At 51.6% G+C, this 14,868-nt stretch carries 16 protein-coding genes, 3 tRNA genes and 1 riboswitch; of the genes, 7 read left to right on the plus strand and 12 right to left on the minus strand.

The window, feature by feature from the left end; translation table 11 throughout:
- The 4 genes from ACO0LN_RS13035 to ACO0LN_RS13050 form a co-directional block, all read right to left on the minus strand.
- The coding region (locus tag ACO0LN_RS13035; RefSeq protein ID WP_422974374.1) for an elongation factor Tu at positions 1 to 823 on the minus strand (823 nt) is incomplete at its 3' end.
- A gap of 77 nt (positions 824 to 900) precedes the next feature.
- A tRNA-Thr gene (locus ACO0LN_RS13040) sits at positions 901 to 975 on the minus strand.
- A gap of 33 nt (positions 976 to 1,008) precedes the next feature.
- Positions 1,009 to 1,082: transfer RNA gene (locus ACO0LN_RS13045), tRNA-Gly, on the minus strand.
- Positions 1,083 to 1,130: 48 nt separating this feature from the next.
- Positions 1,131 to 1,216 (minus strand) — tRNA-Tyr (locus ACO0LN_RS13050).
- A 272-nt stretch (positions 1,217 to 1,488) separates the two neighbouring features.
- Here ACO0LN_RS13050 and ACO0LN_RS13055 point away from each other — a divergent pair.
- Positions 1,489 to 2,094: a TetR/AcrR family transcriptional regulator gene (locus ACO0LN_RS13055; RefSeq protein WP_422974376.1), complete on the plus strand. Its 606-nt coding sequence runs from the start codon at positions 1,489 to 1,491 to the stop codon at positions 2,092 to 2,094.
- Between the two features lie 36 nt (positions 2,095 to 2,130).
- Here ACO0LN_RS13055 and ACO0LN_RS13060 read toward each other — a convergent pair whose 3' ends face one another.
- Positions 2,131 to 2,880 carry an MgtC/SapB family protein gene (locus tag ACO0LN_RS13060; RefSeq protein ID WP_422974378.1) on the minus strand — a complete coding sequence of 250 codons (750 nt, stop codon included), beginning with the start codon at positions 2,878 to 2,880 and terminating at the stop codon, positions 2,131 to 2,133.
- Positions 2,881 to 3,008: 128 nt separating this feature from the next.
- A riboswitch (yybP-ykoY riboswitch) is annotated at positions 3,009 to 3,126 on the plus strand.
- Between the two features lie 93 nt (positions 3,127 to 3,219).
- Here ACO0LN_RS13060 and ACO0LN_RS13065 point away from each other — a divergent pair.
- The 3 genes from ACO0LN_RS13065 to ACO0LN_RS13075 are packed head-to-tail and all read left to right on the plus strand — an operon-like array spanning position 3,220 to position 5,018.
- On the plus strand, positions 3,220 to 3,789 hold the full coding sequence (locus ACO0LN_RS13065) for a TMEM165/GDT1 family protein (RefSeq protein ID WP_422974380.1): 570 nt from the start codon (positions 3,220 to 3,222) through the stop codon (positions 3,787 to 3,789).
- Between the two features lie 56 nt (positions 3,790 to 3,845).
- The gene (locus ACO0LN_RS13070; protein ID WP_422974382.1) at positions 3,846 to 4,208 is read left to right on the plus strand and encodes an ArsC/Spx/MgsR family protein; all 363 of its coding nucleotides are present in this window, start codon (positions 3,846 to 3,848) and stop codon (positions 4,206 to 4,208) included.
- 6 nt (positions 4,209 to 4,214) lie between these two features.
- On the plus strand, positions 4,215 to 5,018 hold the full coding sequence (locus tag ACO0LN_RS13075) for a hypothetical protein (protein ID WP_422974384.1): 804 nt from the start codon (positions 4,215 to 4,217) through the stop codon (positions 5,016 to 5,018).
- Positions 5,019 to 5,070: 52 nt separating this feature from the next.
- Here the strand turns inward: ACO0LN_RS13075 and ACO0LN_RS13080 are convergent, their stop codons facing one another.
- The 5 genes from ACO0LN_RS13080 to ACO0LN_RS13100 form a co-directional block, all read right to left on the minus strand.
- The gene (locus ACO0LN_RS13080; RefSeq protein WP_422974386.1) at positions 5,071 to 5,724 is read right to left on the minus strand and encodes a LysE family transporter; all 654 of its coding nucleotides are present in this window, start codon (positions 5,722 to 5,724) and stop codon (positions 5,071 to 5,073) included.
- Between the two features lie 102 nt (positions 5,725 to 5,826).
- Complete coding sequence (locus ACO0LN_RS13085) at positions 5,827 to 7,383, minus strand: HDOD domain-containing protein (RefSeq protein ID WP_422974388.1); 1,557 nt, start codon at positions 7,381 to 7,383, stop codon at positions 5,827 to 5,829.
- An 85-nt stretch (positions 7,384 to 7,468) separates the two neighbouring features.
- Entirely contained in the window at positions 7,469 to 9,097 is a 1,629-nt protein-coding gene (locus ACO0LN_RS13090; protein ID WP_422974390.1) for a tetratricopeptide repeat protein, read from the minus strand.
- A gap of 193 nt (positions 9,098 to 9,290) precedes the next feature.
- Complete coding sequence (locus ACO0LN_RS13095) at positions 9,291 to 9,488, minus strand: DUF2905 domain-containing protein (RefSeq protein WP_110254951.1); 198 nt, start codon at positions 9,486 to 9,488, stop codon at positions 9,291 to 9,293.
- Positions 9,489 to 9,550: 62 nt separating this feature from the next.
- A complete protein-coding gene (locus ACO0LN_RS13100) occupies positions 9,551 to 10,720 on the minus strand; it encodes a class I SAM-dependent methyltransferase (RefSeq protein ID WP_422974392.1) in 1,170 nt (389 codons plus the stop codon).
- Between the two features lie 54 nt (positions 10,721 to 10,774).
- On the opposite strand from ACO0LN_RS13100, the gene ACO0LN_RS13105 reads away from it, so the two are divergent.
- Genes ACO0LN_RS13105 through ttcA form a run of 3 tightly spaced genes read left to right on the plus strand, consistent with a single transcriptional unit; the run spans position 10,775 to position 12,943 of the window.
- The gene (locus ACO0LN_RS13105; protein ID WP_422974890.1) at positions 10,775 to 11,569 is read left to right on the plus strand and encodes an SDR family oxidoreductase; all 795 of its coding nucleotides are present in this window, start codon (positions 10,775 to 10,777) and stop codon (positions 11,567 to 11,569) included.
- Positions 11,570 to 11,582: 13 nt separating this feature from the next.
- Positions 11,583 to 11,981 carry a dihydroneopterin aldolase gene (locus tag ACO0LN_RS13110; RefSeq protein WP_422974394.1) on the plus strand — a complete coding sequence of 133 codons (399 nt, stop codon included), beginning with the start codon at positions 11,583 to 11,585 and terminating at the stop codon, positions 11,979 to 11,981.
- 32 nt (positions 11,982 to 12,013) lie between these two features.
- Positions 12,014 to 12,943 (plus strand): tRNA 2-thiocytidine(32) synthetase TtcA, encoded by a 930-nt coding sequence (ttcA, locus tag ACO0LN_RS13115; protein ID WP_422974396.1) that lies wholly within the window; start codon positions 12,014 to 12,016, stop codon positions 12,941 to 12,943.
- Between the two features lie 58 nt (positions 12,944 to 13,001).
- On the opposite strand, the gene ACO0LN_RS13120 is transcribed toward ttcA, so the two are convergent.
- Positions 13,002 to 14,144 carry an alpha-D-ribose 1-methylphosphonate 5-triphosphate diphosphatase gene (locus ACO0LN_RS13120; RefSeq protein ID WP_422974398.1) on the minus strand — a complete coding sequence of 381 codons (1,143 nt, stop codon included), beginning with the start codon at positions 14,142 to 14,144 and terminating at the stop codon, positions 13,002 to 13,004.
- Positions 14,144 to 14,863 (minus strand): phosphonate C-P lyase system protein PhnL, encoded by a 720-nt coding sequence (phnL, locus tag ACO0LN_RS13125; RefSeq protein WP_422974400.1) that lies wholly within the window; start codon positions 14,861 to 14,863, stop codon positions 14,144 to 14,146. The genes ACO0LN_RS13120 and phnL overlap by 1 nt, the downstream gene beginning before the upstream one ends.
- Positions 14,864 to 14,868: the final 5 nt, after the last annotated feature.

The following is a 14,868-nucleotide window of genomic DNA, read 5'->3' on the forward strand; positions in this document are numbered from 1 at the left end:
CGCCTGCTTGACCTTGGTCGAGCAGTTTGCGGAACATTTCAACGCCAGTACATGTTGTTTTGACTGTGTCTTTGATACCGACGATTTCGATCTCTTCGCCAACTTTGACGATACCGCGTTCGATACGACCAGTAACGACTGTACCGCGACCGGAGATGGAGAATACGTCTTCTACTGGCAACAGGAAGGCGCCGTCAACTGCGCGTTCTGGTGTTGGGATGTAGGAATCGAGTGCATCAGCCAGTTTCATGATGGCTTCTTCGCCCAGAGGACCTTTGTCGCCTTCGAGGGCCAGTTTAGCGGAACCTTGAATGATAGGCAGGTCGTCGCCTGGGAATTCGTATTTGGACAGCAATTCACGAACTTCCATTTCAACCAGTTCCAGCAACTCAGCGTCATCAACCATGTCGCATTTGTTCAGGAATACGATGATGTATGGAACGCCAACTTGACGTGCCAACAGGATGTGTTCACGAGTTTGCGGCATTGGGCCGTCTGCTGCGGAGCAAACCAGGATCGCGCCATCCATTTGAGCCGCGCCTGTGATCATGTTTTTAACATAGTCAGCATGGCCTGGGCAATCGACGTGGGCGTAGTGACGACCAGCTGTTTCGTACTCAACGTGGGCTGTATTAATAGTAATACCGCGCGCTTTTTCTTCTGGTGCTGCATCGATCTGGTCGTATGCTTTAGCTTCGCCGCCGAATTTTTTCGACAATACTGTTGCAATCGCTGCTGTCAGTGTGGTTTTACCGTGATCAACGTGACCAATTGTACCGACGTTGACGTGCGGCTTGGTGCGCTCGAACTTACCTTTTGCCATTTTGGACTCCTAACGATTTTGATGAGAATGCTCAGGCACGCGCCCGACAAATCAGACTTGAAAACACCAGACAACCTTGGTGCCCTTGACGTGGATTGAACACGTGGCCTCTCCCTTACCAAGGGAGTGCTCTACCACTGAGCTACAAGGGCAGCTTGCTGCGCAAAACCCCGCGCAAGTAAAACTGGAGCGGGTGAAGGGAATCGAACCCTCGTCATAAGCTTGGAAGGCTTCAGCTCTACCATTGAGCTACACCCGCAAAGGCCACCACTTCAGCCGCTAATTTCTAAATTCAATTCTTTACCTGTGGTGGAGAGGGCTGGATTCGAACCAGCGTACTCGTAAGAGAACAGATTTACAGTCTGTCGCCTTTAACCACTCGGCCACCTCTCCGCAGGGAACCCCGAATTATGGAGATACTCGCCCCAACTGTCAACACCCTTTTGAGAATTTCTTACTCAAACAGAAGTGGGATTTACCGGAAAATTCTCTAAATAATTGATTTTATTCATTATTTATAAAATCATATGTATTAAAAAGATACGGCAAAAATCCGCATCAGATGAGACATCTTGCTCCGCCATGCCTTTGTTGCAACTTTCCTACAATCACCATTGCGTGCAAGCTCAAGGTATGATGTTGACACCCTACTACACACGCTAGCCATGGCCCGCACCCTCGCATCCGATTATCAATTGCAGCGCGACGATATCCTGGAAAAGGCGGCGACTGCCTTTGCCAACTATAGCTACCCCGGCACCTCCATGAGCGCACTGGCGCAGACCTGCGGTACCTCAAAAGCCAGGCTCTACCACTACTATCCCAGCAAAGAAGCCATTTTGTTTGATTTGCTGAACCGTTATACACAAGTGCTGATACGCCTGGCGGAGAGTCATCATGACTTGCCGACGCTGATTGCGGCCTTCCTGGCGGAATATGAGCATTCACAGACCCGTCATATCGCCTTACTAAATGATGTGAAATTCCTGGAAGAACCGCAGCGCAAGCTGATACTTGATGCGCAAAGGAAAATCGTCGAATTGTTTGCTGGCGCGATACAACGCAGCTTTCCAGACCGCACCACAGCACAAAACCGCAGTGCCATCACCATGCTCCTGTTTGGCATGATCAACTGGACCTTTACCTGGCTGAAACCGCATCAGGATGCCGACAAGATCTCATATGCCGACTTTGCCGTGCTGGTGACGCAGATTTTCATGCAGGGTATGCTTGGCGTGCCTGTACTGGCACCAGAAAAAACGAAGGCCTAAGTTACTGAGTTGTTTGGCCTGCATGATCACTGCAATTTAGTTTCTGGCGTGGGCAATCTGGTAAAACTCCAGTCCCTCAAAAGCGCCCAGTTCCAGCGAAAGTTCACTGATGCGCGTTGCCAGTTTGCGGCTCAGGCCGACTGCCACGAAACGCCATTCAGAGCGCCCTTCCTTGCAACTGATGTTCAGGGTTCCTGTCGCAATTTCATAGCCACGCGCAAGGGCCATTTTGCGCAGGACATCTTCGCGCGGGATATAGCCCCGGCGGAATTGCATGGTGATCGCCACCGCTGGCCGGGAGGGCAGCCAGGCCTCAATTCTGGACACCCAGATCATGCAAGCTGCCGACAAAAACGCCAGCAGGATCGCAGCGGCATAAAAGCCGACGCCAACCATCACGCCTATGGCTGACGACGCCCATAAAGATGCTGCCGTTGTCAGACCACTGATGGTAAAACCTTCGCGCATGATGACGCCAGCACCGAGAAAACCTATGCCGGTGACTATGCCTTGTATGGTACGTGAAGGGTCAAGATTAACCGGAGAAAGCGCCCGCCCGCCAAACCAGAAATCAGGGTAACCAGCGATCACTACCAGGGCTGCCGATGCCATGCATACCAGGCCATAAGTCCGCATGCCAGCAGCACGCCCATGATAAGAACGCTCATAGCCAACCACAAAACCCAATAGCATGGCGCCAGTCAGATTCAGGAAGATAATGACATTGGCATGCAATTCAGAGGCGGACCAGAAACTCATGAAATAACTGGAGAGAGATACTGTCATCAGTTGGCCTCGAAATGAGCTAAATTATATATCTGTCAGTGTAGCAAGCAGGTATCTGACGGACCAGTAAAACATCGTCAAATCAAAGCAATAGCTGACCTAGTGTCAGCTATGCGTTATAATCGTCTTTCTCTTTCATTGGGGAGTAGCCTGCTCCGGTTAAATCCGGGGAAAACGCATCAACATACTTGGCCATCTGGTCATGGTGCGTTTGATACGATTTGCCGCAAGTGCGCCGATTGTATTGGGCAAGACCTTTGATAGTTATGTTTCTGCTGACCAGGGATGGGGCGGGATGTAACTGTCATCGGACAAAATTGCCCCATCCCGCCTATTCTCATGGAAGCTTTCCTCGTCTCAGTACTCGCTGTCACCGTTGGTGAAATTGGTGACAAAACACAATTGCTCGCACTGCTATTGGCTGCGCGCTATAAAAAACCTGGCCCTATCGTGCTGGGCATCCTGGTCGCTACACTGGCCAACCACACCCTCGCCGGCCTGGTCGGACAACTGGTTGCCACGCATATTGATGCTACTGTCATGCGCTATCTGCTGGGCCTGTCTTTTCTAGCAATCGCTGCCTGGACGTTAAAACCAGATGAAATGGATGATGGGGGTATCAATGAAAGCCGTTATGGCGTTTTCATGCTGACTTGCGTGACTTTCTTCATCGCTGAAATTGGTGACAAAACCCAGTTGGCGACAGTCGCGCTGGCCGCCAAATATTCTGACCTGACGATGGTGATCGCCGGGACCACACTGGGCATGCTGATTGCTGATGTACCAGCGGTATTCCTGGGCAAGATTGCTGCACCGAATTTCCCTTTCAAGTACGTGCGGTGGTGTGCTGCGGCAGTTTTTGCGGTGCTGGGTCTGCTGGTTTTACTGGGTATGGAATTCAAGTTTTGAATGCAAATGTAAATAGCCATGTTGACATGGCAAGACCATAGAATGATGATACAGACATGATTACGATTTACCACAATCCACGTTGTTCAAAGTCGCGCGAAACACTGGCGCTGGTACAGGCATACGCGGATGAAAACCAGTTAGCCTTGCAAGTCATTGATTATCAAAAAGCAGCTTTGAATTTTGCTGAATTGCAAAGTCTGCTCACAGCTCTGGGCGCCGACGATGTGCAAGTTATGCTACGCAACAACGAGCCTGAATATGTCAGCCTGAGTCTGGCAACTGCAGATTCGGCAACAGCCTTGTCAGCCATTGCAGCACACCCGCACTTGTTGCAAAGACCGATAGTCACTTACCAGAATAAAGCGGCCATAGGACGTCCGCCGGAACACGTCCTCTCCCTGTTCAAGAAAGCCTGAGCCGCCATGTCAGAATTTAAACTTGCCGCTGGCAGCCACGTCAAATTTGGGGCTATCTCCACCCAGTTGTACCCCATCCTGCGCCAGGGCCTGGCAGCAGACATGCCACGCCAGGGTTTCCAGGAAGAAGCAGCTACGCCCGCAGGCGGCATCATGGTTGGTGAACTGATGGCTTATTTTGCCGCCTGCGCCGCCTTCTGCAAAGCCACCAGTAACCTGCATCATGAGCACCAGCAGGTATTGGGAGAATTCGTCAATGCGTTGCAAAGCCAGCATGGTGAAAAACCCCAGATGCCGGAACTGGAAAACATTGCGGTTGCCGCAGGCTTGCCAGTGATACTGGAAATAGAATTGGGGGAAGACTGCGTACTCAAGGCTGACACACACTTTGTCTCTGACAATGAAGCAGAGAAAAGCTGGAAGCTGTGGCGGAGTGGCATCTTGCAACGCGAGGGCGGCATCCCGGCATCCTGGATCAAGAAATTTTTTTTCCCGCGCCTGCTCGATTATCGCGATGTCGCCAGCTCACGCAGCCCGCGCTCGCTGGAACAAACCACGGATACCGCCTTAATGGTAGGCGGTCTCATGCAATCCTGGCACAAGGATACGCCGGCAGATCTATTGCATGCTTTTCGCAAGCAATATGGCAGAATCAATTTCTCTCAGCACAGCAGTTTTGATGAAACTGCCCTGGAGCGCTTTTTCAACCTGAACCCCATGCTGGACCCTGCCACCCGTCTATTGAATCAAATGACGATATGGCAAGACATTGATGCCCTCGCCAAGAAGCAGGAAATTCCTCTGACTTGAACGACCAGAATAAGAAAATCCCGCCGTGAATTCAGTCACTGGCGGGATTTTTTTAACTGGAAGGACTCCGCTTGACGAAGAACAGGGCCGTACCTATCGCCATCAGTATCCCGCCAAAAAACCGGTTCTGGCTCTTCAGCCATTTAGGATCGCGAAAGTATCGCTGCATCGTGGATGCGGCAAATGCATAGCCATGCATAACCACCAGGTCAATCGCGCACATGGTCACGCCCAGTATCAGTAACTGCGGCAACAATGGCGCATCGTGAGAAATAAATTGGGGCAATACCGCCACCATGAAAATGATGCCCTTGGGATTGGTCGCATTCGTCAAAAAACCCGTCAAGAAGCGCCTGGACATGGCTGGCACCTGCGTAGTGGTGGCTTGATCCGCGCCGCCATCATTCGCAGCAGGGACATCAATTTTGGCACGCCATTGACTGATACCCAGATAAATCAGGTAGAGCGCACCTATAGTTTTGACAACGCTGAAAGCAAACTCTGAAGCCATCAGGATAGAACCAACACCAGCACCGGCAATTGCCAGTATCAACAATAAACCTGCCTGCAAGCCCATGATGGTGCCACTGGCTTTTTTGACGCCATAATTCAGGCCATGCGACATCGACAAGACAGCGCCTGAGCCGGGAGATACTGCGATAACGCAGGCTGCAAAGAAGAAAGTAAGCCAGGTAGTGAAGTGCATGAGATTTGTCCCGCTAAGATGATGAATGGTGTCAGGACATTGTAACGCCAAGGCTTTAACCTTGCAGTCAGTACAAGCACTTAGCGCTTATTATGCATGCGCCTAACCACGCATCATGGCAGCGAGTAACTGGCTCTTCAGGGTTTTGATGAGTGCAGTCTCGTCTGGCGGTACACCTTCATCGGCGTTCACATTACGGTCTGCGTAGAACAGGCCCAGCGGTTTTTTCTGTATCACCAAAGGCAGGATGATGAAGCTGCGTGCATCTGGCAGCAATTGTTTGTGCCAATCAGGCAACAGGTTTTGTATCTTGGGTACCGATGCATCAGAGATCATCAGATCAACATTATTGCTCATCGCCAGATGGAACAGGTTCTGGTCTGGCTTGCCGCTGAAGGCAAAACCTCTTTGCCTTTCCTGATAATTCTCGCCTATCGCCAGTCGCGCCACATAACGCACTGTCTGCAGGTCACGCAGGCAGACTGCGGCAAAACGAAAACCCATGCTGCTATACAAGGTTTCCAGCACCAGCAGGATCAGGTCATTCAGTTTGAAATTGTCAGATGCCAGCATTTGCGTAACATCCTGCACGCCGGCCAGCAAGAGATCGCGGGCCTGCTTGGGCTTGCCGCTGGGGTGACGCTCATCATTCTGGATTTCGCCAGCTTCATAATTTTGCAGCAAGAGATCATTTGGTACACCATTGGTGGTGTTGTCATCGGCTTCCCCGATATGGATATCGCCCATGGCAATATCCATACTCTTGGCCAGTTGCCTGGTTTCAGTCTCTACCTTGACGAGCATCTCATCGAGTACGGCCTGGTCAAAATCCAGTGCCTTGCCGTATTTTTGTAATAAGGGTTTGGCTTTTTCACTGAGGGTGCCGACACCGGCGTTCATGATGGTTGATGCCAGCGCATCACTGAAGCTGGCAACCTGGCGCAACCATTCAGCACGAGTATTCACTTTCTTCAATTCACCGCCTGGCAAAGGCAACAGCGATTGCACGATAGTGTCAGGTATCTTCCACTCTTGCAGGGCCATCTCGCCAAAGCGCTCATAGCTGCACCCCAGCAATGTGGAGGCAGCTTCCTGTGAGGTAGTATGCCCGGTCTGCAACATGGCTTGTATGCGGCTATACAGGGTATGGTCGTAAGAAGCCACCAGGATCTTGCCGACATTTTTGAACAAGGCTGCCACTGCCGCTTCTTCGCCATCCTGGAAGCGCCCGCGCGCGGCCATTTCACGTCCTACTATGCTGGCGCACAAGGCCTGCACCAGCTCACGTCTGACGCTGTTGGCATGGCTTTTATCCTTGAAGCAATCGACCAGCAACATCGCCATGGCACTGGTCTTGATGCTGTTAAAGCCTAGCAGGAAAATCGCCCGTGAGATGGTGGTGACAGGCGCGCCTGTACTGGTGCGGTAATGAATGGTATTCGACAGCCTGAGTATTTTTTGCGTCAGGGCGACATCGGCCAGCACAAAATGCGCAAGCTTGGCGACCGGGTCTTCACTGGATGAAGTAATTTCAACGACCTTGGTAATCGACACACCCAAGGTTGGCAAACTACTCTCTTCATTGATTTGCCTGATCAACCGGTCACGCGGTAATTCTGGTGCGTGCTGCTCCAGATGTACAGAAGCTTGGATAGTCATGGTCTCCGCAACTACTTATTTTCTTAACAAAACCATTCTGAAGTCTGGTAGCTTAATTTTTATATTTGATTTTTATCATTAATCTTTATTTGGCAACCCGGGCAGCATTGATACCGTATTTTTTCTGCAATTCATCATACAGGCCGCGTATCGCTTTCAGGCGCGGATTCATGGGATCAAGGCGACGCGCTGACTCAATCAGATTGCGCGCAAGTTCGCCAGTGGCATGATCCCAGCCCATGTTTTCCAGACATTTCAAGGCTGCCAGTGCGGCATTCAAGACCACTTGCGGGTTGTCAGGTGACTTGCGTGCGGCAGCTGCCATCATTTCCACAGAGCCACGGAAATCGCCCTGTTTGGCTTTTTGCACACCCATAGCAACCAGGTCCATGACTTCTTTCTGGCTGCGCTGTGCCAGCTCCTTGGCAAGATGTCCTTTACCTGCACTTTCAAACACGCCCATGGCCTTGCTCATGACTTGCTGATTGCTGGCGTTTTTCATGACGTCGAGAATAATCTCGGAAGCATTGCCTTCCTGATTATTTTCAAGACAACTTTTTGCCAGGCCCAGTTTGGCTTCTGTCGAAAGACCTATGTCTTCACGCGTCGCGGCCACGGCATTGTCAAGTTCTTCACTCAAGCGGGCGTCACCCGTCTTGGCATGCACCATGGCGGCAGAAATCGCCCGTACGGCCGCCGTTTTTTTCATGCCCACCATGTTCTTTTCGAGATCACGGATAACGGATTTGGCCTGTTCGGTATCCCCCTTCTTGACCAGGGCATCGACCAGGTTCATATGATCTTCAGGGTCACGGAACTCGGAGAACTTGGCTTTGCTGACGACTTTTTTGAAGACATTTTCAGCGGTTTCTATATCACCGGTCTCAAGGGATATCTTGCCCAGCTTGCGCAAACGCCTGACGGCATGCGGGGAAACGCCAACGGCGACATCAAGCACCTCTTTTGCCGCAGGCAGCTCACCGACCATTTCATGGGTCTTGGCCAGCCAGTCATAGGCATCCATGTATTTATTGTTTTCTGCTACCAGGTTTTTCAGGATGTCTTCAGCTTCCTGGTATTTACCCTGCATGAACAGGGTCTTGGCCAGGCCCAGGCGCGCCCAGGCCACGGCCTTTAATTCAAATAAATATTTATATAATTCTTCGGCCTCAGCCGCCTCTCCCTGTATCACATGCAATTCAGCACGCAGGCGCATGAAATCTATCGCGTATTTGGGATAATCACGCTCACCATGGTGGCAGGCCATGATCGCTTCCGGGATGGAGCCCTGTTCCATCAAGTTATAGACGTCGACAAAGGCCTTGCGCTTTTCCAGGGCGCGGATAACGCGCTCCAGCAGCATATCGGCAGTAAACGGTTTGAGCAGGTAGTCAGAAGGCGCAAGTTCAGCAGCGCTGACAACCTTGGCATAGGAGCGCTCTGCCGTCACCATGATGAAGATGGTCGATAAAGGTGCCAGCTTGTGGTGACGCATGTCTTCCAGCAGTTGCTGGCCATCCTGGCCGACACCCAGGTCATATTCGCACAATATCAGGTCAAACACCTTGGACTGTATGGTGCGTACGGCTATACCGGCAGAAAGCCCGTGCTCTATCTTGGTGATACCGCACAGATTCAGCATATTGTGCAAACTGACCCGCATACCTGAATGCGGCTCGATGAGCAGTGCCCTGATGTCGCTGAGTTCGCTCATTTCAACCTTTAGCGTAATTTATTGTTGATCTCGCTACAGCGCGTACCGACCTGTCGTCCTTGATCGGCAAACCCCGTTAAGCCTGAATTGGCTTACATGATCATTTCATTATATTAAAGTGACGGCGCATTAATATGGAAACTTTACCCCTATGCGGCAACAATGTTGCAAGGCTTTAACATATTTAACGCATTTACTTGAATATCCGCGCCAACAAAAGAACAAACAGGGAAATCAATATCGTAGAAGCGAAGGGAAAGGAAAAATTGCGGCCAAACAATTTAAAACGTACATCACCTGGTAAACGACCTATACCCAGCTTTTCCAGCCAGGGTAAGAGGCTGGAAAAAACCACGACAGCGATAAAAATAGTGAGTACCCAGCGTAGCAAAGCCTGCTCCTGTTTAATTGCCAAATAGCAATTGGCTATAATTTATATCAATTCAATAGCCATCATAAGCGGTGACTGCGGTCCAGGCGCAATAAATTTTCTGGTAATTCCACGCCATGTCCCATGACCAGCACTTTGAACAACTCCCCCATTTCCGCTGGCGACACCAGCTTTTGCAGGGCATTGGCCTGTGGCAGGTAGTCCATGACTTGTTCTGGTGAGGTGCGCGCCAGCACATCGGCTATACCGGCTGCTGTCAAAAAACCAGCCTGGCTGGCGTAATTCAATAAGTCCAGTCCCGCAGCCAGGCCTGCCCTGGCCATGGCAGTAAAATCGACATGGGCGGTGATGTCCTGCAAACCCAGTAAATAAAAGGGATCAGGATGGGCATGATGGCGGTAATGACACATCAGACTGCCTTGGTGACGCTGCGGGTGATAATACTCGGCAGCCGGGAAACCATAATCTATCAGTATCGCTGCCGCTGGCTTGCCGCTGGTGAGCAACATCGCGGCAAGGCTGTGCATGAAACCACTGGCGATTGCATGGACTTCAGTCAGATAACCGACCGGCAATTCATCTGCATAAGGGATTTGTGCAATCTTGCCAGGACTGCAAGCCTGTGGCTGTTCACGGAATATCAGTCTTGGCACGCTGTCTTCATCCACCACTGCCACACCAACTTCATGCCAGCCTTCCGCAGTCTTGATGACAAGATCGACAGGCATGGCATCCAGTACCTCATTCCCCAGTACAATGCCAGAAAAAGAGTCTGGCATTTTTTGCAACCATTGTACTTGTGAAAAGCCTTTCAGCAATTCTTCCTGACGTGCACGCAGTTCGCCGGACAATTCCACGATAAAATAGCGCTCTATCACGATTCCAGACAATTGACATTCCGACAAAAAATCCAGGGCAAGCTTGCCCGTGCCTGCGCCGAACTCCATGACTTCGGCGGCTGTTTGACTGAATAACTGACTTGCCAGCCTGGCCAGGGTAGCCCCAAATAGCGGCGACATTTCCGGTGCGGTTGTAAAATCACCGTCTTTGCCTAATTTTGTGGCACCACCGCTGTAATAGCCAAGGTCAGGCGCATATAGCGCAAGTTCCATGTAGCGCGAAAACGGTATCCAGCCCTGATGTAGATGGATGTCGTCGATAATCAGTTGTTGCAAGGCAGATGAAGCGGCTAGCGCATCATCGCCAGGCACAGGTAGAGATAATTTATGCATAGCCGCATTGTATTGAAAACGCAGTAATCCTTGTTAAGAATTTCCATGAGCGACATGACAAGTAAGCAAACCACAAACCGCACAGCGCTGATCACCGGTGCCGCCAAGCGCATAGGACGGCATATCGCCCTGCATCTGGCGCAGCAGGGTTGGGATATTCTTGTTCATTATGGCAATTCGGCGGCTGAAGCGCAGACCCTGGTGACAGAAATCCAGGCACTGGGCCGCCGTGCCCATGCCTTGCAGGCCGACCTGGCAAATGAAACGGCAACGCATGCATTGCTGCCGGCAGCGATAGCCGCCATGGGCAAGATAGATTGCATCGTCAACAATGCCTCGCTGTTTGCAGAAGATGATGTACACAGTTTCAGCCAAGCCAGCCTGGACAGGCATATGCATGCCAACCTGGCGGCACCCGTCATATTGGCGCAAGCCCTGTATGCCGTAACAGCAGATGGCGAACAGACTTGCGTCATCAATCTGCTGGATCAAAAGCTGTACAACCTGAATCCCGATTTTTTGTCTTATACCCTGTCCAAGGCAGCACTGCAATGTGCGACGACGACACTGGCGCAGGCGCTGGCCCCTAAAGTACGGGTAGTTGGCGTTGCGCCCGGCATCACGATGGAATCAGGCCATCAAAGCACGGCAGATTTCCAGCAGGCACACCAGGTTACGCCGCTGGGCAAGTCCAGCACGCCTGAAGATATTGCCCGTACCGTCTGTTTTCTGGCTGACAGCCCTGCCATGACAGGTACCACCATCCTCGTTGATGGCGGCCAGCACCTTATTCCCTTGCAGCGCGATGTCATGTTCCTCGCGACTGCAAACCACCCTATTTCACCTTAATCCCGGGACCACCATGTTATCCATCCTGCATCACCCCCAGCTCTCAGACTGCCGCCGCCTGTTCTTGCGCAATTATGAAATCTCCATCAACATTGGCGTGCATGAGTTCGAGAAAAAGGGCGAGCAACGCGTGCTCTTCAATGTGGACTTGTATATCCCGCTGGCGTTATCTACGCCCAAGGATGACCAACTGGAAGAAGTCGTCGATTATGATTTCATGCGAGGTACAATAGCTGACCGCATTTCCAAGGGCCACGTGCACCTGCAGGAAACCCTGTGTGATGATGTCGCGACTATCATGCTGGCGCATCCTAAAGTACGCGCAGTGCGCATCTCTACCATGAAGCCGGATGTCTATCCAGATTGCGAAGGCGTAGGCGTAGAAGTATTCAAGATCAAAACTGAAATCTGAACATTATCATGCATGCTCTTAATGAAACATTAATGGACACCCCGGCAGAAGTAAAAGCCACGGCCACCACTACCGCCAAATCACAGGAAAAAATCACCTACGAAAACAATAAGCTGCACAAGCGCTTGTGCCGCCTGGTTGGCCAGGCGATAGGTGATTTCAATATGATAGAAGAAGGCGACAAGGTCATGGTTTGCCTGTCTGGCGGCAAAGACAGTTATGCCCTGCTGGATATCTTGATGACCCTGCGTGAACGTGCGCCCATCAATTTCGATATCGTTGCAGTTAATCTCGACCAGAAGCAGCCGAACTTCCCTGATCACATCCTGCCATCCTATCTGGAAAAACTGGGCATACCCTACCATATAGAAAACCAGGATACCTATAGCATCGTCAAGCGCCTGATCCCTGAGGGCAAGACGACTTGCTCGCTGTGCTCACGCCTGCGCCGTGGTATTTTGTACCGAGTGGCCGATGAACTGGGCGCCACCAAGATAGCGCTTGGCCATCACCGTGACGACATCCTGGAAACTTTTTTCCTGAATATGTTCTTCGGCGGAAAACTCAAAGGCATGCCCGCCAAGCTGCAATCTGACGATGGCAAACACATCGTCATCCGCCCTCTGGCCTATGTCAAAGAGTCTGATACAGAACGCTATGCCGAAGTCAAAAACTTCCCCATCATCCCCTGCGATCTATGCGGTTCACAAGAGAATCTGCAACGCAAGCAAATCAAGGGCCTGATGCGTGAATGGGACAAGAAATTCCCTGGCCGTGTAGATAATATCTTTGCATCCTTATCGACCGTCGCACCTTCACATCTGATGGACAAGAACCTGTTCAATTTCAGGGATTTGAAAGTTGATGGCGAAGTAAATCCAAATGGCGATATCGCCTTTGATGATGAGCCTTGTGCGACGCCTGCTGCAGGTGTGATTTCTTTGCATCTGGATCAGGATTAAATCCTTGCGTATCAAAACAAAGGCTGCTTGCGGGCAGCCTTTGTTTTATTCAAAACTGTCACGCTATTCGACTACCCGCTTTCCACACACCCATGACTACAGGGATACCGCTCACAACGCGCACGCGCATATAGTCAGCCCGCAATCCCACGGCAATCTCACCTCTGTCGTGCAAACCTATCATGCGTGCTGGATTACGCGTCACAGTCGCCACAGCCTTGGGCAAGCCAAAGCCTTCGTTTTGCAGCAGAAAAGCCGCATGCAAGAGACTGGCTGGTACATAGTCTGAAGACAATACATCCAGCAAATCCAGGCGCGCCAGTTCTGCTGCAGATACATTGCCGGAATGCGAACCACCACGTACCATATTCGGTGCACCCATGATGATGCCCAGGCCTTGTTCACGGGCAGCCCTGGCAGCAGCAACGGTGGTGGGAAATTCAGATATCGTCACGCCGTCATCAACACCTTCGGCCACATGTTCCACCGTTGTATCGTCATGGGTAGCCAGCGGTACAGGCACATCCAGTTCACGGCAACTGGCGACGATGGCGCGGCGGTTGGAGGCGGCATAAGCCACTTGCCTGAGCAGCAAACGCTCCAGCATGGAATCGACTTTCTCCTCACTCCAGCCGCGCTTGCCGGATACATAGACGCGGTAATGCGTCAGGTCTGTCCATTGCCTTTGGCCGGGCGTATGGTCCATCAGGGACACCAGCTTCAGACGTTCGTCATGCAGATAAGGGGCGAACATATCCAGCAAGCCTTCTTCTGCCAGCTCCAGGCGCATGTGCAGGAAGTGATCTGCACGCAAGATGCCTGAGTCTGCGGCCATGCGCAAACCTTGGGTACATGAGTCGAGGCTGTCATTGCGCAGGCTGTCTGAATCAATATCGCCGACGGAAATCGCATCAAGCACTGTCGTGATGCCGGATGCAGCGATCTGGACATCATGCGCCAGTATCGCTGGCAGCGTGGGCCAGACTACCTTGGGACGTGGCATCAGGTGTTTTTCCAGATTGTCAGTATGCAGCTCTACCATGCCGGGCAAGAGATAATCACCCTGCCAGTCATCTGTACCTGTGACACTGGAAGCACGGGCGGCTTCAGTCAGATCAGCTATCCTGCCCTGTTCTACCAGCATGGAGCCGTTGATGATTTCATCGGCCAAAACAATTTGTGCATTTTCTATTCTGTTCATCATGCTGCCACCAAAGAGACTGCTGCGGGGATGGAGAAAATTCTAGTTGCCAGCGCCTGGCGCACCACTTCATCATGGAAGATGCCGACGACAGCCGCACCGCGTTCACGTGCGGCATTGATCATGTCGATGACGGTGGCGCGATTGGCTTCATCCAGTGAGGCAGTGGGTTCATCAAGCAAAAGTATGGGGTAATCGCAAATCATGGTGCGGGCGATATTGACGCGCTGTTGTTCACCGCCAGAAAAAGTCGCAGGCGGGATTTGCCACAAACGTTTGGGTATGCGCAGGCGTGACAATAATTCTTCTGCCTGTTCATAAGCAGCCTGCTTTTCCACGCCGCGCATGAGCAAGGGTTCTGCCACCAGATCCAGAGTGCTGATGCGGGGTATCACGCGCAAGAACTGGGTAACGAAACCCAGGGTACTATGCCTGACTGCCAGCACCTGTTGTGCAGGTGCCGATTGCACATCCACCCAGCCGCCTTCGTCCGAGTCACCCTTGTGCCAGATACTCACGCTGCCACTGCTGGCACGGTAATTGGCATACAGACAGCGCAGCAGGGTACTCTTGCCTGCACCTGAAGGCGCATGGATGACCACGCATTCACCGGCATCTACCTGCATGTCTATTTTTGACAGGATGGACATTTCCTGCCCACCTTGCAGATGCAGGGTAAAGTCCTTGGAAAGACCTTCAACTACGATACGTTTCAACATGTGTT

Source organism: Undibacterium sp. TC9W, from assembly GCF_049339865.1.
Taxonomy (GTDB): Bacteria; Pseudomonadota; Gammaproteobacteria; order Burkholderiales; family Burkholderiaceae_D; genus Undibacterium.

Coding starts and splice junctions, on each gene's coding strand:
- ACO0LN_RS13055 (WP_422974376.1), top strand. CDS start 1,489: ATGGCCCGCACCCTCGCATCCGATTATCAATTGCAGCGCGACGATATC.
- ACO0LN_RS13060 (WP_422974378.1), bottom strand. CDS start 2,880: ATGACAGTATCTCTCTCCAGTTATTTCATGAGTTTCTGGTCCGCCTCT.
- ACO0LN_RS13065 (WP_422974380.1), top strand. CDS start 3,220: ATGGAAGCTTTCCTCGTCTCAGTACTCGCTGTCACCGTTGGTGAAATT.
- ACO0LN_RS13070 (WP_422974382.1), top strand. CDS start 3,846: ATGATTACGATTTACCACAATCCACGTTGTTCAAAGTCGCGCGAAACA.
- ACO0LN_RS13075 (WP_422974384.1), top strand. CDS start 4,215: ATGTCAGAATTTAAACTTGCCGCTGGCAGCCACGTCAAATTTGGGGCT.
- ACO0LN_RS13080 (WP_422974386.1), bottom strand. CDS start 5,724: ATGCACTTCACTACCTGGCTTACTTTCTTCTTTGCAGCCTGCGTTATC.
- ACO0LN_RS13085 (WP_422974388.1), bottom strand. CDS start 7,383: ATGACTATCCAAGCTTCTGTACATCTGGAGCAGCACGCACCAGAATTA.
- ACO0LN_RS13090 (WP_422974390.1), bottom strand. CDS start 9,097: ATGAGCGAACTCAGCGACATCAGGGCACTGCTCATCGAGCCGCATTCA.
- ACO0LN_RS13100 (WP_422974392.1), bottom strand. CDS start 10,720: ATGCATAAATTATCTCTACCTGTGCCTGGCGATGATGCGCTAGCCGCT.
- ACO0LN_RS13105 (WP_422974890.1), top strand. CDS start 10,775: ATGACAAGTAAGCAAACCACAAACCGCACAGCGCTGATCACCGGTGCC.
- ACO0LN_RS13110 (WP_422974394.1), top strand. CDS start 11,583: ATGTTATCCATCCTGCATCACCCCCAGCTCTCAGACTGCCGCCGCCTG.
- ttcA (WP_422974396.1), top strand. CDS start 12,014: ATGGACACCCCGGCAGAAGTAAAAGCCACGGCCACCACTACCGCCAAA.
- ACO0LN_RS13120 (WP_422974398.1), bottom strand. CDS start 14,144: ATGAACAGAATAGAAAATGCACAAATTGTTTTGGCCGATGAAATCATC.
- phnL (WP_422974400.1), bottom strand. CDS start 14,863: ATGTTGAAACGTATCGTAGTTGAAGGTCTTTCCAAGGACTTTACCCTG.